19 protein-coding genes and 1 pseudogene are annotated in these 25,630 nt (G+C 42.9%); 6 read left to right on the top strand and 14 right to left on the bottom strand.

Translation table 11 applies throughout. The features are described from left to right. Positions 1-46 precede the first annotated feature (46 nt). On the bottom strand, positions 47-913 hold the full coding sequence (locus BLS28_RS10130; RefSeq protein WP_091165599.1) for a M23 family metallopeptidase: 867 nt from the start codon (positions 911-913) through the stop codon (positions 47-49). A 201-nt stretch (positions 914-1,114) separates the two neighbouring features. Between BLS28_RS10130 and BLS28_RS10125 the strand changes: the two genes are divergently transcribed. Further along, the gene (locus tag BLS28_RS10125; RefSeq protein WP_091166947.1) at positions 1,115-1,525 is read left to right on the top strand and encodes a BrxA/BrxB family bacilliredoxin; all 411 of its coding nucleotides are present in this window, start codon (positions 1,115-1,117) and stop codon (positions 1,523-1,525) included. 143 nt (positions 1,526-1,668) lie between these two features. Here BLS28_RS10125 and BLS28_RS10120 read toward each other — a convergent pair whose 3' ends face one another. Beyond that, positions 1,669-2,226: a hypothetical protein gene (locus tag BLS28_RS10120; protein WP_091165595.1), complete on the bottom strand. Its 558-nt coding sequence runs from the start codon at positions 2,224-2,226 to the stop codon at positions 1,669-1,671. A 78-nt stretch (positions 2,227-2,304) separates the two neighbouring features. Here BLS28_RS10120 and purD point away from each other — a divergent pair, with 78 nt between their 5' ends. Beyond that, the gene (gene purD, locus BLS28_RS10115) at positions 2,305-3,579 is read left to right on the top strand and encodes a phosphoribosylamine--glycine ligase (protein ID WP_091165591.1); all 1,275 of its coding nucleotides are present in this window, start codon (positions 2,305-2,307) and stop codon (positions 3,577-3,579) included. Positions 3,580-3,820: 241 nt separating this feature from the next. Here purD and ispG read toward each other — a convergent pair whose 3' ends face one another. From ispG to BLS28_RS10085, 7 genes and pseudogenes are all read right to left on the bottom strand, one after another. After that, positions 3,821-5,866 (bottom strand): (E)-4-hydroxy-3-methylbut-2-enyl-diphosphate synthase, encoded by a 2,046-nt coding sequence (gene ispG, locus BLS28_RS10110; protein WP_091165589.1) that lies wholly within the window; start codon positions 5,864-5,866, stop codon positions 3,821-3,823. Positions 5,867-5,943: 77 nt separating this feature from the next. Next, the gene (locus BLS28_RS30765; protein ID WP_176844429.1) at positions 5,944-6,102 is read right to left on the bottom strand and encodes a DUF2683 family protein; all 159 of its coding nucleotides are present in this window, start codon (positions 6,100-6,102) and stop codon (positions 5,944-5,946) included. A gap of 16 nt (positions 6,103-6,118) precedes the next feature. Beyond that, positions 6,119-6,418: pseudogene (locus BLS28_RS31545) on the bottom strand (type II toxin-antitoxin system RelE/ParE family toxin). After that, entirely contained in the window at positions 6,406-6,588 is a 183-nt protein-coding gene (locus tag BLS28_RS10100) for a hypothetical protein (protein WP_091165582.1), read from the bottom strand. The pseudogene BLS28_RS31545 and the gene BLS28_RS10100 overlap by 13 nt, the downstream one beginning before the upstream one ends. Before the next feature lie 48 nt (positions 6,589-6,636). After that, positions 6,637-7,248 (bottom strand): RDD family protein, encoded by a 612-nt coding sequence (locus tag BLS28_RS10095; protein WP_091165580.1) that lies wholly within the window; start codon positions 7,246-7,248, stop codon positions 6,637-6,639. A gap of 147 nt (positions 7,249-7,395) precedes the next feature. After that, complete coding sequence (locus BLS28_RS10090) at positions 7,396-8,394, bottom strand: MBL fold metallo-hydrolase (RefSeq protein WP_091165577.1); 999 nt, start codon at positions 8,392-8,394, stop codon at positions 7,396-7,398. 78 nt (positions 8,395-8,472) lie between these two features. After that, the gene (locus BLS28_RS10085; protein WP_091165574.1) at positions 8,473-9,303 is read right to left on the bottom strand and encodes an alpha/beta hydrolase family protein; all 831 of its coding nucleotides are present in this window, start codon (positions 9,301-9,303) and stop codon (positions 8,473-8,475) included. Between the two features lie 173 nt (positions 9,304-9,476). On the opposite strand from BLS28_RS10085, the gene BLS28_RS10080 reads away from it, so the two are divergent. After that, positions 9,477-10,292, top strand: a complete 816-nt coding sequence (locus tag BLS28_RS10080; RefSeq protein WP_091165571.1) for a helix-turn-helix transcriptional regulator — start codon at positions 9,477-9,479, stop codon at positions 10,290-10,292. 79 nt (positions 10,293-10,371) lie between these two features. Beyond that, positions 10,372-10,842, top strand: coding sequence for a YybH family protein (locus BLS28_RS10075; protein ID WP_091165567.1), 471 nt, complete (start codon positions 10,372-10,374; stop codon positions 10,840-10,842). Positions 10,843-11,070: 228 nt separating this feature from the next. Here BLS28_RS10075 and BLS28_RS10070 read toward each other — a convergent pair whose 3' ends face one another. Continuing rightward, a complete protein-coding gene (locus BLS28_RS10070; RefSeq protein WP_091165564.1) occupies positions 11,071-12,597 on the bottom strand; it encodes a carbon-nitrogen hydrolase family protein in 1,527 nt (508 codons plus the stop codon). 44 nt (positions 12,598-12,641) lie between these two features. After that, complete coding sequence (locus BLS28_RS10065) at positions 12,642-13,028, bottom strand: DoxX family protein (RefSeq protein ID WP_091165562.1); 387 nt, start codon at positions 13,026-13,028, stop codon at positions 12,642-12,644. Between the two features lie 168 nt (positions 13,029-13,196). Between BLS28_RS10065 and hemA the strand changes: the two genes are divergently transcribed. Then, positions 13,197-14,423, top strand: coding sequence for a glutamyl-tRNA reductase (gene hemA, locus BLS28_RS10060; protein WP_091166945.1), 1,227 nt, complete (start codon positions 13,197-13,199; stop codon positions 14,421-14,423). 406 nt (positions 14,424-14,829) lie between these two features. Here hemA and BLS28_RS10055 read toward each other — a convergent pair whose 3' ends face one another. Further along, positions 14,830-17,199 (bottom strand): ABC transporter permease, encoded by a 2,370-nt coding sequence (locus tag BLS28_RS10055; protein WP_091165558.1) that lies wholly within the window; start codon positions 17,197-17,199, stop codon positions 14,830-14,832. Between the two features lie 425 nt (positions 17,200-17,624). Continuing rightward, positions 17,625-21,284, bottom strand: coding sequence for an ABC transporter permease (locus BLS28_RS10050; protein WP_091165554.1), 3,660 nt, complete (start codon positions 21,282-21,284; stop codon positions 17,625-17,627). A 266-nt stretch (positions 21,285-21,550) separates the two neighbouring features. On the opposite strand from BLS28_RS10050, the gene BLS28_RS10045 reads away from it, so the two are divergent. Continuing rightward, positions 21,551-22,273 carry an SDR family NAD(P)-dependent oxidoreductase gene (locus BLS28_RS10045; protein ID WP_091166942.1) on the top strand — a complete coding sequence of 241 codons (723 nt, stop codon included), beginning with the start codon at positions 21,551-21,553 and terminating at the stop codon, positions 22,271-22,273. A 107-nt stretch (positions 22,274-22,380) separates the two neighbouring features. Here BLS28_RS10045 and BLS28_RS10040 read toward each other — a convergent pair whose 3' ends face one another. Next, positions 22,381-24,885 (bottom strand): ABC transporter permease, encoded by a 2,505-nt coding sequence (locus BLS28_RS10040; RefSeq protein ID WP_091165551.1) that lies wholly within the window; start codon positions 24,883-24,885, stop codon positions 22,381-22,383. Between the last annotated feature and the right edge of the window lie 745 nt (positions 24,886-25,630).

Here is a 25,630-nt window from a genome sequence, read left to right as displayed (position 1 = left end):
ACTCAGGACTTAAGACTTCCGACTTAACAAACTTCCTGCTTAGAACTTATTTATTCAGGGTTAAAAAATTTACCGGGTTAACCGGCTTCCCGTTTTTACGTACTTCATAATGCAGATGTGCCCCCGTTGAGTGCCCGGTTGAACCTACCTTGCCTATGTTATCACCAACGGTAACCTGCTGCCCTACCTTCACTTCAATTTTTGAAAGATGGCCGTACAAGGTCTCCAGGTTGTTAATATGCTGAATCCTGACACATTTACCATATCCACCGGCCCATCCAGCAAAAACAACTTTGCCGCTGGCCGTACATTTTACTGCATCGCCCCGGTTACCTTTAAAATCAATACCAGGGTGAAACTCGGCATGTTCCGAATCAAAAGGATCGCTCCTGTAACCAAAAAATGAAGTAAACGAGCTGATCCTCGGATAGCCCATCGGGGTAAACGCAATAGTGCTTGTTAAACGCTTGAGGTAATCGTCATACAGACTGTAAGCTTCAGTATCGGGTAGTTTTACTCCTTCCCTGTTGCCATCGCCCCCGGTTCCTTTTACTGTGAAACCTTTAAGGCCGCGCCTTTTTAAATACTCATTTATAGTTTTAAGTTTACCCTCGATAGATTGAATGTACGACTGGGCAGTACCCTGCGTATTTACCTCTGCATTAACAACCGGCATGCTGCCTTTAAGTTTAGCTATCTGCGCCTGTAACTGCTGGTTTTCGGCCTCCTGTACAGTGCTTTTATGATGCAGGTAAAACACCAAACCACCAAGTACGGCTACAATAGCAGCTATGCTCCACGCGTAGTGTTTAAGCCTGTTAAGATGCTTGGTTTTTATTTGTAATGATTTTGTATGCTGTTGATTTTTGTTGATGATAACAACAGTGCTAATATCAGGTGTTTTAAGTTTCATCAAATTCAAAATAATTAGGGATATGCAAGTTAAAAATTACTGTTAATAAAACAATATTAAATGTATGTAAACAGGCTATCAATGAAATAGCCTCCTACGTTAATCGTCAACCAATTGTTATTATTGAGTTTTTATAAACGTAAACCAAGTATCATTTCTTATTTTTGTAACACTGATTTTATTGTAAAGCAAAAAAAAATGATGTATCCGGAATATTTAGTAGCCCCGATGCGGGAAGATCTGACCAGGGTTGGTTTTGAAGAATTAAAAGATGCCGATGCTGTAAAAAACGCTATTGAAAGCGAAGGTACAGTATTTGTAATGGTTAACTCGGTATGTGGCTGTGCTGCGGCAAACGCACGCCCAGCTGCAAAAATTGCCGCCGCAAACGGCAAACATCCAGATAGACTGGTAACCGTTTTTGCAGGCATGGAAAAAGAAGCTGTTGATACCGCGCGTAACTATATGCTGCCTTACCCGCCATCGTCACCTGCCATGGCGCTGTTTAAAGATGGCAAGCTGGTGCATATAATTGAGCGCTACCAGATAGAAGGCCGCCCGGCACAAATGATTGCCGATAACCTGATTGACGCGTTTGAACAATACTGCTAATTGAGCTGAAGGCCGAAGGCTTAAAGCAGAAAGCTAAAAAACATAAAAGAGCTGAGGGAAAATCCTTCAGCTCTTTTGTTTTGTTATTCAAAATCCGAAATCAAAAATTAGATATCCGAAATCAAATCGATGTCGTTCTGCTTTTATTTATCGTCGTCGTTTTTGTCCTCATCCTCTTCATCATCGTCAAAATCATCGAAGCTGCCCATGTCTTCGTCATCCTCATTAAATTCGCCAAAAAAGCGGTCTTCATCAAACATCAGTTCTTCCATCTTTTCCTGTTCGGGCGTACTGGTGTCAAAGCGGATGGCCCAATTGTCGGGGATATCATAGCTTTTATCAAATCCCCTGATCCATTCTACAAAAACCAGGCGAAACTCCTCTACCTTTTCCCTCATCAACTGTACATAGTCCTCTTCATTAATTTTCACCATTGATGCAAAAGATACGGCATTAAACATATCCTGCACCGCAAGTTTAATGAGCACAGCATTTTGCATCCGCAGCGAATACAGGCTACCACCTTCGGCGCCGGCAATTTTTGCCTGGATCAGAGCGGCATTACTGCACATCTGTATGGCCAGATGTTCTTTCATGCTGTCTTCCTTTAATGATTCGGCAATTACATCCGCCAGGTCAAATAATTCCTGCGATTTTTGGTATACCGGGAGCTTTTCAAACTTTTCGAGTCTACGGGCCATGGGGTAAATTTACTACTTATAACACAAGTAGCCTCATATATAGTATTAAAGGCTTATTAAAAAAACTATCTTTGCCGCATGAACATTCTGATCCTTGGTTCGGGCGGAAGGGAAAGTGCCTTCGCCTGGAAAGTAGCCCAAAGCGCTCATTGCGACAAACTTTTTATTGCTCCCGGCAATGCCGGCACCACCCAATACGGTACAAACGTAAATATTAAAGTTACCGACTTTGAAGGCATTAAAGCACTTGTTTTAAAAGAGGATATCAACCTGGTATTGGTTGGCCCCGAAGAGCCCCTGGTAAAAGGCGTTCATGATTTTTTCCTGGCCGATGAGCAATTGAAAAACATCCCGGTTGTTGGCCCGCGGCAAGAAGGCGCACAGCTGGAAGGCAGTAAAGATTTTTCCAAGCAGTTTATGGAGAGACATAACATCCCTACCGCTGCTTATAGAACTTTCACCAAAGATACCCTGCAAGATGGCCTAACCTATTTAGCTACCGCCGGACTACCGGTGGTATTGAAAGCCGACGGCCTTGCAGCCGGCAAAGGCGTACTGATCTGCCTTACTTTAGAGGAAGCACAAACCGAACTTACTGCGATGCTGGCCGATGCCAAATTTGGCGAAGCAAGCTCACGCGTGGTTGTTGAACAATTTTTAACAGGCATTGAACTATCGGTTTTTGTGATGACCGATGGCAACAGCTATAAAATTTTACCCGAGGCTAAAGATTATAAACGTATTGGCGAAGGTGACACCGGCTTAAATACCGGTGGTATGGGCTCTATCTCTCCCGTTCCGTTTGCCGACGCTGCTTACATGAAAAAGGTAGAGGAGCGCGTGATCATCCCTACTATTGAAGGTTTGAAGAAAGATGGCATCCCTTATAAAGGTTTTATTTTTATTGGCCTGATGAACAGCAATGGTGAACCCTGGGTTATTGAATACAACTGCCGTATGGGCGACCCAGAAACCGAGAGCGTAATGCGCCGTATCGATTCGGACTTTGTTGATTTGCTGTTAGGCGTTGCCGAAGGGAACCTGAACGAAAAAGAGATCATCATCAGCCCTAAAACAGCGGCCACCGTAGTCATGGTTGCGGGAGGTTACCCCGGCGAATACCTGAAAAACAAGGTGATTACCGGTACCGAAAACGTGCGCGACTCGATCGTGTTCCACGCAGGCACTTCAATGGATGGCAATGATGTAATAACCACAGGCGGCCGTGTATTAGCTATTACTACCGTACAGGATGATATGTTCAGCGCCCTGCAACAGGCTACTGCCGATGCAAGCCGGATTTATTATGATGGCATGTACTTTAGGAAAGATATTGGCTTTGACCTTCTTTAAGAGGTCATTGGGGCATTAGTCATTGAGTCATTTTTGCCTTGCTTCTCGTTCCCTCAGGGTCCTCTGCGAGAGACCCTGAGGGGGCAAAAGTTTCTGAACCGTGATTTTTAGGATTTATGGATTTCCCGGATAAATGGTGGGTAATCTAAAAGAATGTCCCCTGAAATCCCTCTGGGAGAGATTTCAGGGGACGTTAAAAATCCTTGAATCCGACAAATCGGTTTAATCCCGGTTCAGACAATTATTCCTGCACCGCATCTATCCAGTTACCATCACCTTTGATGATATTGATTAGCTCATCAAGCGCATTGGCCGAACTGATGTTTTTCTTCACAGCTTCTTTACCCCGGTAAAGGGTAATTTTATCAGTACCAGAACCTACGTAACCGTAATCGGCATCAGCCATTTCACCGGGACCATTTACAATACAGCCCATGATGCCAATCTTTAACCCTTTAAGGTGACTGGTACGACTGCGGATCATTTGGGTAGTAACCATCAGATCGAACAGGGTACGCCCACAGCTTGGGCAGGAGATATATTCCGTTTTAGAAATCCTTGACCGGGTAGCCTGTAAAATACCAAAAGCAGTAGAAGTAATTACACTGGTAGGTAATTCAGGTGCATCTATCCAGATACCATCGCCAAAACCGTCAACTAATAAAGCGCCAAGATCAGTAGAGGCGTAGAGTTGGAGAAGAGTTTGTCCATGGTCCATGGTCCATGGACTATGGGCTTCCGCACTTTCGGACTCAAACAAATAGCTTCTCTTTACAATCACCGGTACATCCAAACCCAGTTCTTCCATTTTGAAGAAGAAAGAACGCTGTTCGGCCATGCCATGTAGCGCATCTGTTTCCAATACCAATACCAGCGATTTATCCAGTTGAATTGAGCCGAAATCTTCCGAATCAATATCAGCGGGTTTTAAATGTACCAGGTTCAGTTTTGATGAGCGGTCAACATCCCCGATGTATTCCTGCAATGTGAATACGGGGTGACAGTTGGTTTTATCAGCCAGTTTAAGCCATGTGTTATAATTATATAACTGCTTTAAATTGCCCGGTAAAGTAAATGAAGGTAATTCATTAGCCAGGTAAACAAAATCAACCGATTGCTCGGCCATGTTGTATTTATCCAGCAGCGGCGAATACAGGTATCCCGCTTCATTCAGCACAGCCGGATCTTTCAGGTTCTTTTTAGATAAATCAACAACAACCCTCGGCACTAAATGCCCACCGATAAATGCGTTAGCCTCGTAGGTTTCGCGTTTTTTGTATTCGTAGGGGCTATGTTTTGAAGGTGAAAGGTCAAAGGTTAAAGGCGAAAGGTTTTTTTCTTCCGCAGCTACCTTTTGCCTTTCGCCTTTCGCCTTTTCCCTCATAGTGTAACGGCGAACCAGTTCAATAGCGACAGGTGCTTCAGCTTCGGGCTCTTCGGTAAGGGATACGCGTACGGTATCACCAAGGCCGTCTTCCAACAAGGTACCAATGCCCACGGCAGATTTTATGCGACCGTCTTCGCCATCGCCGGCCTCGGTTACACCTAAGTGCAACGGATAGTTCATACCCTCGGCAACCATGGTTTCAACCAGCAAACGGTAGGCCTGTACCATTACCTGTGGATTGCTCGATTTCATGGAGATTACGAGGTTATAAAAATTGAGCTGCTCGCACATCCGCATAAATTCCATGGCCGATTCAACCATGCCCTGCGGGGTATCGCCATAACGACTCATAATCCTGTCGCTCAGTGAACCATGGTTGGTACCTATGCGCATAGCGGTTCCATATTCTTTACAAACTTTTACAAGCGGCGTAAATTTCTGAAAGATGCGTTCAAGTTCGCCCTGGTATTCCAGGTCGGTGTAATCAATCTGATCGAATTTCTTTTTATCGGCGTAGTTGCCGGGGTTTACGCGCACTTTTTCAACAATACGTGCAGCTACCTCGGCAGCATTTGGGGTAAAATGGATATCAGCAACCAAAGGCACGGTATAGCCCCGTGCACGAAGCTGCTTTTTAATTTCGGCCAGGTTTTGGGCCTCTTTGATACTGGGTGCGGTGATGCGCACATACTCGCAACCCGCATCAACCATGCGGATTGATTGCTCAACCGTACCAATGGTATCCATGGTATCGGTAGTGGTCATGCTTTGGATCCGGATTGGATTATTCCCGCCCATAGGCACGTCGCCAATATTAACCTCGCGGGTAATAAAGCGTGAATATTCGGTTAACGAGTTACAATAACGGCCGGGCAGCACTTTAACAGCATCAGTATTCATCAATGATGGAAATTAGATTACAAAAATACGAAAGTTGTTTGATGGGAGGAAGTTGTAATGTTTAAAGGCGGGAAAGATTAGGTAAATGACCTTTCGCTATAATCATCTTTTACTTTATCAACTTTTTGTTTTTTTACTGACTTTTTAATATCGAATGAAATGTTAAAAGCTTTGAACAGCTTTTTTAAAGCATCTAATTGCTCTTTATTTTCCGGATGTGCAATTAATGATTTCATAATCAACTAACGTTTTTCATAGCTCGATATCCAGCAATCTTGCTCCGTGTACAATTCTAAGCACATTAATATTTTTATCATCAACTATTTGGTAGATGATTCTATACTTGTTTAATTATAATTCCCTGATTGATCTATCTGCTATCTCTGGTACAAACTTTCCTGATGTAGGATATTTATAAAGCTGATCGATCTTGTCAAATATTTTATTGATAAAATTTCTGGCAATTAACTCAGAATCTTGCGATATATATGTTTCTATATCTAATAAATCGTCATAAGCAGATTCAGTGATAACAATGTTTACTTGCTCCACTTATCTGCGAATTTCCTTTTTACATCCTTATAGTCCATTACCTTGCCTTCTTTAACGTCCTGCAAACCCTTCTCAACTTTTTCAACAAATAAAAGGCGCTCAATCAGTTTTTCAGTATCAAACTCATCTTCAAATGAATCAAGGGTTTCAAGCACCGTCGTCTTTTTCATCTGATTTAAATTATATAGCTAATATACAGAATTCTGTAAACAAAACACTCACACCAACCTATCCTTAATTACCAGTGTCCCCGCTATCATATCATGTAAACATTGCTGCTGTTTATTAAAAAAAGCCATAAGGTAGCCGATAAAAAAGGTTAATACCGAAAATATTTTGGCCAGGTTGCGGCCAATGGCTTTACCAACACTAATCCTATTACCATCCATATCAACCACTTTTATTTTGAGCATTTGCTTGCCGTAAGTAGCCTGCTTAACCGAACTTTCCATCAACACATGATAAATTAATTTACCAATGGGGGTAAAAGCAACGATGCCAATAGAGGTGTATATCCGCGCCTGCTTATCTGTAATAAACAGGAACACCGCCATTGCTGCCAGTAAAACAAATATGCCAAACACGATAAACCAATCCAGTGCCGAGGCCAGCCAGCGCTGGTCAAAACTGCCGTAGTATTGCATCAGTAATTTAGGCCGGGCGAAGCCAAATAGCTCCCGTAGCTCGGCTATTTCCTGGGCTTCCTTGTAATCCACCATATCCTCGGTTTTAACAAAATCACCGGGTTTAATGCCTCGGCTTTTTAGCTCGGGAATAGTAAAAGGGCCTTCCGGCTTACCGTTGATGACTAATATGTAGGGTTGGGACATAGAATGGTCGATTACATAACCATGTCATTGCGAGGAGGCACGACGAAGCAATCGCATACTATACAGGGCGGGACCTGCCTCCGTGCGATTGCCACGCTAAGCTCGCAATGACATGTTTTTTATTGCTTTTTATTGTTTTTTATCCCTCTAAGATAAATATTCCTTCCACCAATCAGAATTACAGGCACCTTTTACTTCGGTTGGCTCACCGGGTTTGGGTACAAATAAATCGATGTGTTTTTGGTTTGCCATAGCGGTTAGCCATTCAATAGGCTCGTACCAGGCATGCGGGGCCAGGTTAAACGTACCGTAATGGATGGGCATCATCAGTTTGCCTTTCAGATCGAGATGGGCATTTGAAGCATTATCAGGCCCCATATGAATGTCCGGCCAGAATTTTCCGTAAGCACCTATCTCCAGCATAGTCAAATCAAACGGACCAAAAGCCTCTCCTATCGCCTTAAATTCGGGCGAGTAACCCGAATCGGCACCAAAATAAATATTATGCTGCGGACCTTTAATTACGAACGACGACCACAGTGTTTCGTTCCGCCCAACAATGCCCCTGCCCGAAAAATGGCGTGAGGGCGTTGCAGTAAGTACAATTCCGTTACCGATCATGGCGCTATCGCCCCAATCCATTTCTGTGATAAAGTTGGCAGCCATTCCCCAGCGGGTTAAATATTGCGCTACTCCTATCGAACAGAAAAAAGGGATGTTCTTATCCGCAAAAAACTTAATGGTAGCCTTATCCAGATGGTCGTAATGATCGTGCGATTGGATCACGGCATCCAGCGGAGGCAGATTTTCCAAAGCTATCGGCGGCTGAAAAAACCGCTTCGGCCCAAACGATTGCGAAAACGAAACCCGCTCGCTCCAAACCGGGTCGGTAAGGATGCGTTTGCCATCAATCTCAATCAGGATACTGGAATGACCAACCCAGGTAATGCGCAAACCCGATGCGGGCGGAGTACTGTAAACCGATAGATCTGTTTTAAAAGGGCCTAAAGTTTTCTTAGGCGTATTTTCGGCCTTGTTGTTCATGTACTCCCTTAAAATGGGAATCATTTTACCAAAGCCGGCCTCATCAGTAGGTATGGTATTGAGATATTTTCGTCCTCTTTTTCGCGATGCGGGTAAACTCATAACAGCAATTATAGTACTTATATCAGGTATGATATAACTAACGCAAAAAAGTTACGAATGGTTGAAGCGGCTCAGCCTTTATTTACTTAAGAATGATATTGCCGTATCACAAAACTCAACAAGCGGAGCCGGCAAAGCATCTCCGGTAAAAGGATGTTCGCCACCAAAAGTATGATCTGCGCCTTTTTGCACTATGTATTGAGCAGCAGGATTAGCTTCATACAATTGCTGTGAGTGGCTTGCAGGTACGGTAGGGTCGGCATCACCATGAACAATGAGCCAAGGTTGCGTTACAAAGCTTGCCTGCCTGATGATATCCAGCCTGAGCGGATGACTATCCAGATCATCAAGCAGGGTTGATTTAACAGGCATTTGCTGCTCGGTACGTTTATTTTCAAAGTAAAAAACGCTTTGCAAACGCCATTGCTGTTCTATTTGTTTTGGCCACAGGTTCCGAAAACCGGATATGGAGGCCATAGTTACCAGCTTTTTAATCCGGCTATCTTCGGCAGTTTTGATAATACTTACGCCGCCGCCCATGCTGTGCCCAATGAGGTATACACCATTTGCAACAGGGATGCTTGCACCGCTGCAGGCAAAATCAATGATGGTATCCAAATCTTCCAATTCAATAGAGACTGTATTATCAGCAAAGGCCGTCAGATCGGCAAAATCCAAGGGATTGGCGGGCGTTGTGCCATTATGCGAAAAGTTAAATTTCAGGAAACGAAAACCCTTTTCGGCAAAATACCGGGCTAACAGATCATGCGTGCCCCAATCTTTAAATCCTTTAAAACCATGGGCAAAAATTACCAGCGGCGTATTTTTAAAAACATCGTCGTAGGTAACATCCATAAGCATTGGCCGCCCTTTAGCGCCGGGAAGGGTGAAACTATCTTTCCTGATCATGGAGGCTAATTTAGTATTAAAGGCCGAAAATATTATTGAAATAAGTAAGTGCAATTGGACTGAAGCCTTCTCTTCCCGTCCCTTTCAGGCCTTTCGTAGATTTTATTTAACCTTGAAAAGCAAAATCATCGAAACAGTTATATTAATTTTGAATATATTAGCTTGCAGTCGACATGCGCTATACCGAATATCGTCCTAATGGCATACTAAAAGATTTCATACAATGTTATTTTGTGTGCGAGACAGATATTCCTGTTATGACGGATGACAAGGTGTTTGCTACAGGCGCTATCGAGATCTTATTCAACCTGGGAGCGGATGGCCCGCAGCAGATAAAAAATGGCGAAATGGTAACCTGTCCCGATATACAATTGTGGGGGCAAACTATACAGCCATTTACTTTTACCTCTTACGGTAAGCACTGTATGTTTGGGATCCGTTTTTTCACCCATACCGCCGCCTGTTTTTTTAATGAACGGATAGAAGAATTTAATGACCGGGTCATTGATTTCAAAGAGCTGGGTGGAAAGGAAGCTGCTTTGTTACATTTGAGATTAATGGAGGCCAAAACGCCGGACCGGAGAATAGATTTAGTGGAAGAGTTTCTGATGAAAAGACTGTTAGCATCAGGGCCTAAATTCAGTAGGCTAAAGCTGATTAACAACATCATGCTTGACTTAAGCCGAGAAGATTTTCTGGAGAATATCAATACAGTGGCAGCTAAATACGGTCTTTCCTCCCGTTACCTTCAGAAAATATTTTTAAACTACTCCGGGCTGAGCCCGAACTTGTACACTAAGATAGCACGGTTTCAGAAAAGCCTTTACCGGGTTGCCGAAAACAAACTATCGCTCACCTCCATCGCTTATGAATGCGGGTACTTTGATCAGTCGCATTTTATAAAGGATTTTAAATTCTTTACCGGGTCGCTCCCTTCCCGGTTCTCGCCCGAAAGTTCAACCGATTTTTCTGCCGCGCTCAATAATTAAGCTGTTCCGATTTTTACAATTTCGGCCCATTTTATGGATATAATTTCGCTTTAATTATTCATTCAATATTTAAAGGATCATGAAACAAAAAACCTTAACTACAGCAATTATATGCCTGTGTCTTTTTTTAACGTATAAAAGCGGCATCGCCCAGGCAAATAATCCCGGCTTACAGCAGATCAAAAGCTCAATTCAAAAAATAAATACACTTTATTATGAGCTATTTGCAAAAAGTGATGCTTCAATCATAAACCTGTATACTGATGATGCTATTTTATTGGCGCCGAATATGCTGCCTATAAATGGCAAAAAGGCACTGAAAAAGGATTTCGAGGATACCTTTGTTGCAGGAAAAGTGAAAGGTGTTAAATTCCAAACGGACAATATTTATGGCGATGGTAAAGCTTACATTACCGAAGAAGGCACCTGGCAGGTTTTTGACCCAAATGGTAAAGTTCTTGATGATGGGAAGTATTTAAAATTGTGGAAACTCACCAAAGCCGGCTGGAAAATATTCAGGGATTCATTCAACAGCAACCACAAAATTTAAAAACGTTCCAGTCCCATCAGGGTCTCCCGCAGTTTAAGTTTACCCATAAAATCAATAGTCAAATTGGGTAATCTTGATAAGTTGAACCCCTCCCGTCCCCTCAGGGTCTCTCGCAGAGGACCCTGAGGTTGCCCATCATTTTAAGATCCATAATAACATGGAATAGCGTAGAACATCAGGGTCCTCTGTGAGAGACCCTGATAGAACAGCACATATAAAAAATACTACCTACACCCTCTTCCCATTAAAAGTAATGTTATACAAATCCGTGCGCCTGTCTTTGATATTTTGCACGCTGCCATACTCATGCAGCTCATCCAGCAATGAGAGGTCAACATCGGCAATAACAATCATTTCGGTATTTGGCGTAGCCTCAGATTGGATTCCGTTTGTAGGGAAGCCAAAATCAGAAGGTGTAAACACCGCCGACTGTGCATAGCTGATGCCCATATTATTTACATTAGGCAGGTTACCAACGCAGCCGGCAATAGCCACATAGCATTCGTTTTCAACTGCACGGGCCTGGGCGCAAAACTTAACCCGGTTGTAACCATTTTGCGTATCGGTAAGGAAGGGAACAAACAAGATCTGCATATCCTGACCGGCCAAAATGCGTGATAGTTCAGGAAATTCAACATCATAGCAGATCAGGATGCCAACCTTGCCGCAATCCGTATCAAATACTTTAACCTCATCGCCGCCGCGCATGCCCCATGAGCTGATCTCGGCCGGGGTTGGGTGAATTTTGTATACCTCTTCCATACTGCCATTCCGCCTGAACAGGTAGGAAACATTATACAACGACTCCTCAAAAATATAAGGCATGCTGCCCGCGATGATATTCACATTATACGATACCGCCAGCTTTGAAAACTCCTCGATAATGGGCTGGGTATATTTAGCCAGCTCACGCATGGCCTTGGCCGAATCCATATGGTTATAATCGGCCATAAGCGGTGTATTGAACAGCTCGGGGAACAGGATAAAATCGGCCTGGTAATCGCTCACGGCGTCAACAAAATATTCGGCGTGTTTCATCAGCTCACTGATATTACTGTACGAACGCATCTGCCATTGAACCAGGCCAATGCGTACCACCGTTTTATGGTTAATAACATCGCTTACCTCTTCGTAATAAACATTATTCCACTCAATAAGTGTAGCAAAGCCTTTTGAGCGACTATCCTCGGGCAGATAATTCCTCAATACCTTGCGCACATGGAAATCGTTAGATAGCTGGAACGATAAAGTAGGGTCGTAGATCTCCTTATATTTTACTTTATCAATATACTGACGGGGTGTAAGCTCGTTCTGAAATTTTTGATAATTGGGGATCCGGCCGCCTGCTATAATGCTTTTCAGGTTCAGCTTTTCGCAAAGGGCCTTGCGGGCATCATACAAGCGACGTGCAAGGCGCAATCCACGATATTTAGGATGGATAAACACATCAATACCGTAAAGTACATCCCCTTTGTCATTATGGGTTTTAAAGGTACTATCGCCGGTAATTTGCTTATAGGTGTGGTTATCGCCAAATTTTTGGTAATCGACTATAATAGCCAATGCACAGCCAACAACCGTATCGTTAACGGTGATGCAGATCTGCCCTTCGGGGAATATTTTGATGAGCCGGCGAATAGAATTGGCATCCCAATAGTCCTCGTCCATATCCATATAGGCCGATTTCATTGACTTTTTTAGCTCCTGGTAGTCCTGTACTTCCAGGTTGCGCATTTCAATACTTTGCAGATCCATATTTTTATTTTGCTTCGATAGCAACAGCCAAACGCTGTTTTGGTTTAAGCTTTTTTAGCATCGGTTGTATGCCACCAGGCCCAATAGATCAGTACAAACTGCAGTGCTAAGCGCAGCCATGCCAAAAAAGGTGTAACTGTTATGGAATTTAACTTCATTGGCGCTTTAAATGCCATGCTCACGTGGATCTGCAAAAAGGCAATCAACATTAAAACAATTCCCCAGGCGGCCCAATACCTTGTTTTGGATGGTATAAGTAACAACCCTAATGAAATTTCGGCAATCCCGGCAAGTAGGTTAACAGTCTCAGGGTAAAGCAGGTTATTGGGCATTACGGCATAATAGAAGTCCGGGTCACGGAAGTGATTAAGGCCTGCAAGCACGTAAAACGCCACGAGTATTACCAGGCTTATTTTTTTATACTTATCCATGTTTTAATTTACAAATATTTTGTGATACGTATTGCAAAACAGTTTAAATACTGCAAAACAAGCCATTTTTGCAATTTATAACCATTCCAAATAAGCCTGTTTGACAAAGTGTTGACATTGGATGTGCCGAATAGTGATACTTTTGTTCGGTCAAATTTTAAAACTGCTTTGAAGTATCTAAAGGTAATAGCTTTTACGCACAAACAGATTGAACTGAAGGAATTGGGTAGATTGGTGGTTTGCCAAGAAAATCTGACAGATAAACTTGCACAAGTTAAAAAGCAGTTCAACATCCCGGAGATCTTCTACCTGGCTACCTGTAACCGTGTGGAATTTGTAATGACAACCCCACAATCAGTTGACAAAGATTTTGCCAAAAAATTCATAGAGGCCTTCAACACAGAGCTTTGCCATGATTCACTAAGCACCTTTATGGATAGCGCGTCTATTTATGAAGATCAGGAAGCTATGGTGCACCTGTTGCGTACTTCATGTTCGCTGGAGAGTTTGATCGTGGGCGAAAAGGAGATCCTGGCCCAATTACGCAAAGCATATGAACATTGCAAAGAGGCTGGCCTAACCGGCGATGCCATGCGCATGATCATGAACTGCGTGGTAAAAACAGCCAAGGAAGTTTATACACATACCAACATCTCCAAAAACCCAATCTCGGTAGTATCGCTGGCTTACCGCAAGCTAAAAGACCTTAATCTTTGTTCAAATGCCCGTGTTTTGATCATCGGCGCAGGCGAAACTAACCGTAACATTTCCAAATATCTTCAAAAACATAAATTTTCAAACTTCGCGGTATTTAACCGTACCGTGGCCAATGCCGAAAAATTAGCTGCCGATTTGGGCGGAGAAGCGTTTGACCTCGAAGCTTTGAAAAGCTATAAAAAAGGTTTTGATGCCATTATCACCTGCACATCGGCAGTTGAGCCAATCATCACCACCGAAATTTACCAATCGCTGCTCAACGGCGAAACCGGCAGGAAAACCATTGTGGATCTTGCCATCCCAAATGATACCGCTCCCGAAGTATTAGAGCAATTCCCGGTTAACTTTATCGAAGTACACTCCCTTAACGAGGTTGCCAAAAAGAACCTGCAGGAACGCTACCACGAACTGGTACATGCCGAAGCTATTATTGAACAAAACATAGCCGAATTTATACAGCAGCTTAAACAGCGCCGTATTGAGGTAGCTATGCGCCAGGTACCCGAAAAAATCAAGGAGATCCGCAATACCGCCATCAACTCTGTTTTTGCCGATGAGGTACAAGGCCTGGACGAGCAATCGCGCGAAATCCTGGAAAAGGTGATCAACTACATGGAGAAAAAATATATCAGCGTACCCATGGTTATGGCGAAAGATATATTGATCAATGAAAACTAAAACTTTCTGAATCAGAATTTACGGGATTTGAGGATTGACAGAATGCTTGCTTTTGTCTGAAACCGAATTACTTGAATTTAAGAATTGATCAGAATATTGGTTGTGATTTTATCTAATACTGGTCGAAGTTTAGCGAAGCGTAACTTCGTCCTGAAATGAGTTAAGCTTTCAGCTTAACCGAACACCATATCATCACCATGCAAAATATCAAATGTATGCTGCAAACTGTTTACTCATAACTGCCAACTGAATATGGGCGTTACCTCCGGTCCGGGCTGTACACTCATACGCCTGCAGGCTTTACGCTCGCTGGCCGGTAGCCGCTCCCATCCCTAACGCAGGTATTTTTCGTTAAACCTATTTGGCTATTATTGGGGCTTATTTCCCTTGTAAAACAAACATTCAATCACTCCGTCCTCAAACTCTTTATCGGGTTAACTGTCGCGGCTTTTACAGATTCATAACTAACCGTAATCCAGGCTATTCCCAATGCAGCTACAGAGGCAATAAAGAACACCAGCCAGCCAGCATTGATATGATAAGCAAAACCCGACAGCCAGCTGTTAACCGCATACCATGAAAGTGGGATAGCGATAACTATAGCAATCAAAATAAGCCTGGTGATACCTGATGACAGTAAGTAAACCAGGTTTACCACAGATGCCCCTAACACTTTGCGTACGCCAATTTCCTTGGTACGCTGCTCGGCCATAAATGCTGATAAACCAAATAAACCCAGGCACGAAATAAAGATCCCCAAACCGGCAAAAAGATTAAAAATATTGCCCATTTGTTGTTCGCCTTTGTAAAGTTTGGATAACTCCTGGTCAATAAAATCAAATTTGAAGGGATAAGCTGGATTGAGCGCCTGGCTCATAGCCGCCAGTGCCTTTATTGTAGCATTAGTTTTTCCGGGCAAGGTCCTGATCACCACATAACCGCCTATTTTATTGAAAGGTATAACCAACGGCTCAATGCTTTGCTGAACGGGCTTAAAATTAAAGTCTTTTATAACCCCTACAATAGTACCCTTGTTACCCCAAACCGCTAATGGTTTGCCTACTGCAGTACTGGCGGTAAGGCCCATTACGCTGGCCATTTTTTCGTTGATCATGTAATTATTCGAGTCGGTTTTAAAACCTGCCGAAAAGCTTCGGCCGGCGGCTAACTTCATTCTGAACGTGTGCGTAAAATCTTCATCGGCGGCCATTACAGGGATAGACAATTGCGAACGTGGGTCCTTACCGCTCCACTGCACATTAAGTGTCCAGCCGCCAAGTTCAGTTGGCAAATCTGTAATCGTTGTAAAATCGCTCGTAAGCGACGTTTGCCTTAACATGTTTTTCAAAGCCTCCTGCTTATGCCAGATCTCGCCCGTCATTGGCACGTATAAAAGATTGGCTTTCTCGAAACCGGGATTCCTGTCCCTGATAAATTTAAGCTGATTATAGATCACCACCGTACCCACTAACAATACAATGGAAACCATAAACTGAACTACAACTAAAGCATTACGGAACAGCAAATTGCCTCCCATTGATTTCACGTTACCCTTAAGCACTTTAACCGGGTTAAAACCAGAGAGAAATAAGGCAGGATAACTTCCCGAGATAAGACCAGTTATTAAAGCAATACCGGTAAGACTTAACCAAAGCCTGGCATCCGACAGATCAATAACAAGTTTCCTGTTAGCCAGATCATTAAACACTGGTAAAAACATCCGAACAATAACAAGCGCGAGTAAAAGGGAAAGAAAGGAGATAAATACCGACTCGCTTAAAAACTGAAGGACCAATTGCCCGCGAACAGCACCCGCTACCTTACGTAAGCCTATTTCTTTGGCCCTGCGTGCCGAACGTGCGGTAGCCAGGTTCATGAAATTGATGCAGGCCACAATCAATATCAATATGGCGATCGCAAAAAAGATGCTTACATACTGCGCATTCCCATGCCCCGGCGAATCTCCTAATCTTTCGGGATCAAGGTGTATTTTGGTTAAAGGCTGTAATTTGAACGTTGCCTTGGTATCCGGGCTATGTTTGTGAAAAATCTGCCCGATTTGCGTTTCCAATTTGGCAACGTTAGCAGCGGAAGGGTCAAAACTTTTATCGAACTGTACGTAACCAAAAAAATTAAAATTATCCCAGATATTATTCTTCAGATCGTTATTGGTTTGTGCTATTAAAGCCATCGGAAGCAGGATATCAAATTGCAGATCGGAGTTAGCCGGAATATTGGCCATAACCCCTGTTACTACCAGGTTTTCTTTGTTATCTTTTCGTATTACCTTGCCAATCGGGTTTTCTTTTCCGAAGTATTTTGTGGCGATATCTTCTGTTATTAAAACACCATTTGCCTGATTTAAAGCAGTAGCGCGGTCGCCTTTTATTAATGGATATGAAAACATGTCCATAAAATTGGGATCGGCATAAAACACATGTTCTTCCTGAAATTTCCGGTTACTTATTTCGAATAAAACAGATGGAAAACCGGGATATAAACGGGCTACATTTTTAACCGCAGGGATCTCCGATTTTAATCCAAAAGGCATCCCGGCCGAACTTGCCGCGGTTTTAGAATCACCAAAATCGCTGTCGATTCGATAGATCTGCCCGGCATTTTTATGGAACTTATCATAGCTCAATTCATTTTGCACCCAAAGCAAAATCAGGATACTTGAACCAAGGCCTATCGCTAAACCTGATATATTGATTATGGAATAGGCTTTATCTTTTATTATATTTCGGTAAGCCAGTTTAAAATATGTTTTGAACATAGGTATGCTGATTGTAGACGTTGTTAAACTTAAATAAACTATTTGATACGCTGGTAGTGCCTAAAACCCATGCCACATATTTAAGACACTGACAAACAGTACATTAATGTTATTTTATTTATAATGCCGTTCGGAAACGTTACAACGGGTGTGCGTTTCTGCCTGGCATTACTACCCTGCGATAGAGCCCATCAAATAAAAGGCTGCCTTGCTTATAGAGGAGCAGCTTTTTAATTTGATTAAGCCTTACCGAATCATTCTGTCCTCAAGTTTTACGTTCCATCAGGGTCTCTTGTAGAGGACCCTGATGTCTTCGCCAAGCAGGTACGCCTTTTCTCGTAAGATGATCAAGGCTGATAGTGGAAACATCAGGGTCCTCTACAAGAGACCCTGATGAGAAGGTAGTCTCACAATAATCTTCCTGATTATTCTGTCCTCAAACTTTTTACAGGGTTCGCCAGCGCGGCTTTTAACGCTTTGTAACCTACCGTGAACCAGCCTATCAATAACGAAGTTGTAATGGCTGCCACAAAAACCCATAAGCCCGGCGAAATACGATAGGTGAAAGTTTGCAGCCATCCGTTCATCAGGTACCAGGCAAGGGGCGCGCCAATCATAAATGCCACCACGATAAGAGCTAAAAATTCCTTCGAAAACAGGTACACAATGCTGCTTACTGATGCGCCTAAAATCTTTCGGATCCCTACCTCTCTTGTGCGCTGTACCGCCATAAACGATACCAGGCCGTACAAACCAAGGCAGGAGATAAAAATAGCGATGAGCGCGAATACTTTATAGATCAGTTCAAGCTGGTTTTCCTGTTCGTAAAATTTGGCAATGCTATCGTCAACAAAAAAGCCGGTGTAGGCATATTCTGGATATTTCTTTTCCCAGGCACTTTGCACCAATGCTACCGTTTTTGCAAGTCTCCGGCTTTCAATTTTTACCGCTATTTGCTGTTCCGATTGTTTTGAGGGGAACATCACCAGCGGTTTAACTTCCTCGCGCATGGAGTTTGTTTTAAAGTCGGCAACAACACCTGCTATGGGCAGGTTTCCGTAACTATCAAAGGTAAGGGTTTTGCCTAAAGCATCATTTGCACGTTTAATACCCAATTTGTGTATAAAAGTTTCATTAACCACCAGTTCTCGTGCGGTATCGCTGGGTTCATAGCTTTTGCCTGCTATAAACCTGAGGCCAAAAGTTTTAAAGTAATCCGCGTCGGCCACTTTCATGAAAATATCAAAGCCAGGATCTTTATCTGAATGATTGAAGTAGAAATTGCTTGAATTATTATGCGATGACGATGGCGCGTCAGCCGAAAAACTGGCTGCCTTTACACCCTGCAAGGTAAGCACCTGCTGTTTAAAGCTGTTCATTCGTGATAAACCGATGCTATCGGCAGGGCATGGTATGGCCAATACGGCTTCTTTATTAAACCCGAGGTCGGCATTGTTTACAAAATCCATTTGTTTAACGGCGATAGCTGTTCCGATAATCAGCAACTGTGAAATGGTAAACTGGGTAACTACCAGCACACGGCGGAGCGATATACCACCGACAGCCGCCGAATTAATCTTATTTTTCAGCGCCTCAACAGGTTTAAATCCCGATACGATAATTGCCGGATATACTCCTGAAAGCAGTATCACTGCAACTATTACACAGGCCAGGCAAAGTAATATGCCGGGATTGAACAAACCAATGGTATCCGGAACGCTGGCGATATGTTTGAGTAATGGTAAAGCAATTTCGGCTATGCAAATTGCAAGGCCGGCCGAAATTAGTACGATAATGGCCGTTTCGCACATTACCAGGCCTACCAATTGCCCGCGGCTGCTGCCCAGCACTTTGCGGATGCCTACCTCTTTGGAGCGGCCAACGGATTGCGCGGTTGAAAGGTTAATGAAATTGATGGATGCCATAACGATGATCAGCACCGCGATAAGCGACAAGGTACGCAGCGTGGACTTGCCGGTTACATGATCGCCCAGCGTGCCGCCAAAACTGGTGTCAAAATGGATTGCCGATAAGGGTTGCGCTACAGCATATCTTTTCCTGGCAGCGCGTTTACTATCACTATTAAATTGTTTTTCGGAAAAACTGAGCATTTGACTTTCGATGCTGCTTTGCAATACATTTGCAGGAAATTTTATATACACCTGGCAGTCGCTGCTGGTTTCATCCCAGGTATATGCGTAATGGTAGCTTTTGGGGTTCTTCTTCCAGGTGATGTACGAAATCAACACTTTGAGCGGCAGGTCGGTATTTGGGGGAACATCCTTTATCACACCCGCTACTTTTAGCGTCAGCAGGTTATCCATCCTAAGTGTTTTTCCTGCTGCCGTTTGCCAGTTACCAAAATATTTTACGGCGCTGCTTTTATCAATCACCACCATGTTAGGATCTTTTAAAGCCAACGCGCTGCCGGCAAGCCAGGTTGCTGAAAAAATATCGAAAAGCTGAGGTTCGGCAAACATGATGCCGGTGTTCTCAACAAACTTTTTATCGCCGGCGGCGTTCCCGTTAGCCGCCGGGGCTACGATCTGGCTGCCATAAATGGCGTTGATACCTGCAATGGTAGCCTGTGGGAAATAAAGACGAAAAGCATCTACAGCGGGTGTTGAGATCCCGGCACTATACCTGATATTGCCTTCCCTGTCTTTTTTGGTAACGATGCGATAAGTGCTTTTATAACCGGGTTGATAGGTATCAAAGCTCAACTCATATTGAACAACTACAAATATCAGCAGGCAGGCCGCAATGCCCACCGCCAGCCCGGCTACATTAATGGCCGAGTAACTTTTGTGACGGGTGATATTACGCCACGCGATCTTAAAATAATTTTTGAACATATAGCTGCGGTTTAATTTCCGGGAAGGCCACATAATTGTGGTTTCATGCTTCGAAATTACCCCTGCAAACTGGGTGTGTCGTCTTAAGTTATAACTTGGGAACTCTTTTTGGGGCTCACTTTTATATTCCGCCGGACTTTTGCCGGTCATCTGTTTAAAAATGCGGTTAAAAGAAGATTTTGAATTAAACCCCGACTCCAGTGCTATACCAAGCAGGGTTATATGGGCAAAAGTAGGATCCCGCATTTTCCGGATTACTTCCGCAACGCGATATTCATTGATAAAATCGTTAAAGTTTTTCTTGAGTGCCACATTGATGATCCGGGATAGCTCATGAACGGTGAGGCCCAATTTTTCGGCAAGCGAGGTCAAATTCAGTTCGGCATCGTGGTAATACCGGTTGGCCTCCATAGCCTTCCTTAGCCAGGTTCCTTTTTGCCTGAGCTCCGCTGAAACCGGTGCCTTCAAAACCGGGGAGGCTTGCACAATAACTGAAGTTCCTGGTTTTGAATGAACCGTCGCCGCTATCCAAATCATCATTCCCGCTAACAGCAAATACAAGGGATAGTACGCTTGGATTCCTAACCGTTGGTGGAAATAAAAAAAATCTGCAACGGCATATGGCAGCCATAATAACCATAAAAAACCAAAGGCTTTGATTAACCGGACCAGCCAGCGCATTTGGTTGCGGTAGCGGTCATTTACGTGATTGAATTTCAACTGTTGGTAATAGCTTTCAATCAACCCAAATGAAATATACAAATAGGCAAGTACCGAAATGAATGTCGCCATATTCAGTACCAGGCCCGTTTGCCGAAAGACCGATGTGTGATAAGTTGCCGTGATGTTGCCGACGCTTTGCCCAATCTTCAATATAAAAATGCCCTGTTGCAATAACAAGGGGATAAAGTGCAGCAAATCTGTACTATGTAATTTATATCCCGGCCGGGTTATCTTAAGCACATAAAAATAAATGAACGGGCCCAGTGCCAGCGAAAATTGAAGCGGCAGCCGGTTCCAATGTGGAAAATAAGCGCTCAATTCAACGCTTTTTCCCGACACCCAGGCCATCCATAAAACAATGGTTAGCATAGCAAGGGCCAGAAAACGATTTGCAGAGAGGTTAATGCTTTTGGTAAACCATAGCAACAGGCTAAACGTGAGGCCGATAAATATCGCAGCCAAAAACGCCAGGTCATATAGGGTGATATGGAAACTATACGCGGTCAAGTTATATTATTGTTTCAAAGGTTATTCCAACTTCATAACTCATTGATATACAATTCAAATAATATTTTACACACAAAGCTACCGTAATAAAAACGGACGGTTGTGTCCGGTTTTATTGGAAGGATTTCCAACGCCGGTATTCTGCCAACCCACGAATAATCCAATAACTGCAATTGATTGTGCATTGCGGTTTATAAATCAATTATATTTTTTTGCCTTTATATCTTCAGCTAAAATTACTGAAAACACAATCAAAAATCATCACTATGAAAACAGTATTAATCACCGGGGCAAATAAGGGGATCGGCTTTGAAACCGCCAGGCAACTGTCACAACTAAATTATTATGTTTATTTAGGCAGCAGGGATCAAGAAAAGGGGCTTGAAGCATTCAGGCAATTGAAAGAGCTGGGTTTAAACAATATAGAAACCATAGTAATAGATGTGGCCGATATCAAAAGCGTACGTGAGGCGAGAGCGGAATTGGAGGTTAAAATTGGTTCGTTAGATATTTTAATAAATAATGCAGGAATAGCCGGCGACCAGCCTCAAAACCTCGCTGCAGTTTCTATCGAAAACCTACGCAGGATATTCGACACCAATTTTTTTGGTGCAGTCCAAACCACACAGGAGTTTCTGCCGCTACTGAAAAAATCGGGCCAGGGGGCTATCATCAATGTTTCCAGTGAAACCGGCTCCCTCGTTGTGCACACCGCTGCGGATAGAAATTCTAACCGGGCTAAGTACCATGCTTACGGTTCGTCAAAAACAGCCTTAAACGCTTTTACGGTAATGCTGGCAAATGAGCTTTATGATACCGGCATTAGTGTTAATAGTGTTACACCGGGATATACAGCTACCGATCTTAATCAATTTCAGGGGGCAAAAACTGCCGAACAAGGCGCCCTACCTATAGTGAAGCTGGCAACACAATCCCAACCACGCGTCACCGCAAAATTTTTTAAAGATGTTGGAGAAGCAGGTTGGTAATCTGTTTAGTGACTTGTTTTAATTTGGTAAAAAAACAGCCAGATGTTAACAAAAATGGCGTTTTGCTTTTCAATATACTTATCCCATACGCCATATTGCTGAGGTTATTATTCACTTCTCAAACTATCCGCAGGATTTGCCCTGGCAGCTTTCAATGTGTGATAGCTTACCGATGCAAGCGCTGTAATAACTGATATTACTGCCCCGGTAACAAACAGCAGCCAATCGGGCTTAATGCGATATGCGAAATTTTGCAGCCAGCTGTTAGACAGGTACCAGGCCAACGGGGTTGCTATTACAAATGCGGCGGCGGCAAGGTACATGGTACTGCGGTTAAGCTGCAAAAACAGACTGCTTACCGACGCGCCCAGCACTTTACGGATGCCTATCTCTTTGGTACGGTTAATAGTAGTAAGTCCCGACAAGCCGAATAAACCAAGGCAGGCCAATAATATGGCTATGATGCATGATGTGGTGATTGTGGTCATCCATTGTAAATAAGCGTTGTAGCTTCTGGCAATCTGTTCATCCATAAAACTGTAATTTAAAGGCAGGTTGTTGGTTAGTATATTCCATTCGGCTTTCAGTTTTTCCATAGCCGGCGGAATGCTCTGGTGGGCTTTGATCCTGAACCAGAAATAACCGATATGGTCACGATTTACGGTGTGATAGCCTGGTTGTATTGCCTGAGTAAGGTCTCGGTTATGGTAGTCTTTACAAACACCGATAATTATCCCGCCAATAGTTGGGTTATACACGTTAAGGGCCGGTTTACCGAGCAATTTGTACAGGGTTTGATTAACGATGGTATTATGTCTTAATTTAGTACCCTGAGGTTTTTTCTGATCATCCGTTAACTGGAACGAGGCGCTGTCTGTCGCAATATCCCGCGAAAAGTCGCGGCCAAGTAAAATCGGTATCTTGTTAAATTTAAAATATTCAAAATCAGCATCCAGGTAATCAATTGGTACTTTTTCACCATTAATGGTATGTGTATTTCTACTAACCCCGCCAAATGAAAATGACGTACTTGTAATACCCGCTATAAAGGGCTGCGTATCTGCCCAATGATAAAGTTCGCGTTGTAATGCGGCAGAAATTTGTTTATCACCTCCCCAATAGGGATTTTCTACCACTACCACCTGGTCCTTATCAAAACCCATTTCGGTTTGGCTAACAAAATGCATTTGCTTATTGATAATGAGCGATGATATTACCAGCAACACACAAACACCAAACTGTACCACAATAAGGCTTTTTGATAGTACGGGGCTTATCCGATAAGCCGAAAACCCGCGCATAATATTTAGTGGCTTTAACCCAGACATGGCGTAAGCCGGGTAAATACCCGCCAGGAAACCGAGTACCAAAGTCAAAACCGTTATCAACACCAACATATCAATAACCCTAAAACTACTGAATGACATAGTAGCCCCTGTTAAATGGTTAAAGAATGGCATTATGATAATGGCCAACAAAAAGCCAACTGCTACAGATATAAATGCAAGCACCTGTGTTTGTGTATAATACTGAAATATAATTTGCAAACGGCCTGCGCCTATCGTTTTGCGTACACCCACATCCTGCGAGCGGGAAACTGCGTTGGTTAGCGTTAACAGCACATAATTAAAGCAGGCTATTACCAAAATGAGCACAGCGAGGCTGCTTAACTGGTAAATATTTTTCAAGTTAGTGTAATGATCCCAAGCCCCGCTAATATTGTAATGCGCATCGGCCAAGGGCCTTAAACGGATATAGGTATCAGAAACTTTATTAGCCGGGGCTTTTGATGCTTCGGTTTGGGGATTAAAGTATTTTTTCGAAAACTCATCCAGCTTATGTTGAAAGCGGCCTGCATCAGTTCCTTTTTTTAATTTGATAACCAATATTTCGTTATATGAGTTAAGGCCTGCACCCATTTTGTCTTTATAGCCTGCCATTGATGTGATAGGCATCACCATATCAAACTGCATGCTTGAGTTAGCCGGAAAATTTTTCATTAAGCCCACAATGCTTACCGGCACCGGGTTCGATTCGCCGGGGACCATTACTGTTTTGCCAACAGGATCGGCATTACCGAAATATTTTTTTGCCAAACGTTCGCTGATCACAGCCTCGTTATGGCCCGATAGCACAGTTTCCGGATTGCCTTGCAACAAGGGAAAATTAAAAACCTTGAAAAAATCGGCATCTACAAAAGTAAGTGTATTCCCGTCCTCTTGAAAATTCTGATTGCCTACTTTAATAACTGGTTTGTAATAACCATCAAACCTCACGGCGCTTTCCACTTCGGGAAAATTTCGTTTCAGATCGGGCCCTAAAATTGGAGGGGTAACTATGGTATTTTCCTCGTCTTCTTTCTTTGTTAACATCGAAAAAAAACCTTTGCTTTTCTTATCTTCTGCTACCGGCTGATTTAAACCAGTTTCTTCAACCCGGTACAACTGATCCGCATCGTTATGAAATTTATCAAATGATTGTTCGTTTTTTAAATGCAGATAAACCAGGATGCAAAAAGCGCTTGCTGTACCGAGCCCAATAATATTAATAGCTGTGTAAAGCTTGTTGCGAAAAATATTCCTTAAAGCGAGTACGAGGTTGATCTTTAGCATAAGTGTTTAAGTTTAGTGTTAATGATAATCAGAACCGGTTTTTAGCATAGGTAAAAGTCATCCTTACCGATACTCCGGCTATTTTACCAAAATTATACCATCAACATAATTAACTGTATATCAAATAGTAATATTATTTAAAAACGTAAACATTGTCCGTTTACGGACAGTAATTGTGCGGAAGCAGACGGATCGCGTTTAAATTTTATTTGCAATTCCTTTCCTGATCAAGATGAATCGGCTGACGAAGCTACGCTTCGTGATATTCAGATAGGAAGGTATAAAGCTAAGCATCCCTGCCTAACAAATGGTGGCAGGGCTTTGTCACCATCCAATTCAAACATTCGCACCGGTTTAAAAAACTCCCAAAAAAACGATAAAAATCAATTCAAAAATCAGCTCCTATATTCAGCAGCCATGAAACACCAAACAAACACGCCTTAAAATTTTAAACACTGATTATCAGCAAGTTATCAATGTTCTATATAAAAACCTAAACTACTGACTATCAATCAATAATGCCATTAACCCGTTTCATCGTTTCACTCTTAAAAAATGGAACATGGCTATTTTTAAAGAAAATAGACGGCGGACTTTTTTCATTTTTTTTTGGGGAATCAAAAAATTGGGACACCCGCTTTGTTACAAAGTTACATCCGCGGCCGCAAGGCTGTGCCTTGTGGTAAATATGCTAAGTATGAGATATGCAAGGCAAATTTGTTCAGCCATCAAAACCCACACATTA

This window comes from Mucilaginibacter gossypii (genome assembly GCF_900100945.1).
Lineage (GTDB): Bacteria > Bacteroidota > Bacteroidia > Sphingobacteriales > Sphingobacteriaceae > Mucilaginibacter > Mucilaginibacter gossypii.
The sequence above is the reverse complement of the archived record's forward strand: the minus strand, read 5'-3'. Positions and strand labels throughout refer to the sequence as shown.

Excerpts from the sequence above, each read along its gene's own strand:
- BLS28_RS10065 (WP_091165562.1), bottom strand. The coding sequence starts at position 13,028 with ATGGATAAGTATAAAAAAATAAGCCTGGTAATACTCGTGGCGTTTTAC.
- BLS28_RS10100 (WP_091165582.1), bottom strand. The coding sequence starts at position 6,588 with ATGAAAAAGACGACGGTGCTTGAAACCCTTGATTCATTTGAAGATGAG.
- BLS28_RS10125 (WP_091166947.1), top strand. The coding sequence starts at position 1,115 with ATGTATCCGGAATATTTAGTAGCCCCGATGCGGGAAGATCTGACCAGG.
- BLS28_RS10070 (WP_091165564.1), bottom strand. The coding sequence starts at position 12,597 with ATGGATCTGCAAAGTATTGAAATGCGCAACCTGGAAGTACAGGACTAC.
- BLS28_RS10055 (WP_091165558.1), bottom strand. The coding sequence starts at position 17,199 with ATGTTCAAAACATATTTTAAACTGGCTTACCGAAATATAATAAAAGAT.
- BLS28_RS30765 (WP_176844429.1), bottom strand. The coding sequence starts at position 6,102 with ATGAAATCATTAATTGCACATCCGGAAAATAAAGAGCAATTAGATGCT.
- BLS28_RS10075 (WP_091165567.1), top strand. The coding sequence starts at position 10,372 with ATGAAACAAAAAACCTTAACTACAGCAATTATATGCCTGTGTCTTTTT.
- BLS28_RS10045 (WP_091166942.1), top strand. The coding sequence starts at position 21,551 with ATGAAAACAGTATTAATCACCGGGGCAAATAAGGGGATCGGCTTTGAA.
- BLS28_RS10080 (WP_091165571.1), top strand. The coding sequence starts at position 9,477 with ATGCGCTATACCGAATATCGTCCTAATGGCATACTAAAAGATTTCATA.
- ispG (WP_091165589.1), bottom strand. The coding sequence starts at position 5,866 with ATGAATACTGATGCTGTTAAAGTGCTGCCCGGCCGTTATTGTAACTCG.
- purD (WP_091165591.1), top strand. The coding sequence starts at position 2,305 with ATGAACATTCTGATCCTTGGTTCGGGCGGAAGGGAAAGTGCCTTCGCC.
- BLS28_RS10120 (WP_091165595.1), bottom strand. The coding sequence starts at position 2,226 with ATGGCCCGTAGACTCGAAAAGTTTGAAAAGCTCCCGGTATACCAAAAA.
- BLS28_RS10085 (WP_091165574.1), bottom strand. The coding sequence starts at position 9,303 with ATGATCAGGAAAGATAGTTTCACCCTTCCCGGCGCTAAAGGGCGGCCA.
- BLS28_RS10130 (WP_091165599.1), bottom strand. The coding sequence starts at position 913 with ATGAAACTTAAAACACCTGATATTAGCACTGTTGTTATCATCAACAAA.
- BLS28_RS10095 (WP_091165580.1), bottom strand. The coding sequence starts at position 7,248 with ATGTCCCAACCCTACATATTAGTCATCAACGGTAAGCCGGAAGGCCCT.
- BLS28_RS10090 (WP_091165577.1), bottom strand. The coding sequence starts at position 8,394 with ATGAGTTTACCCGCATCGCGAAAAAGAGGACGAAAATATCTCAATACC.
- BLS28_RS10040 (WP_091165551.1), bottom strand. The coding sequence starts at position 24,885 with ATGCTAAAGATCAACCTCGTACTCGCTTTAAGGAATATTTTTCGCAAC.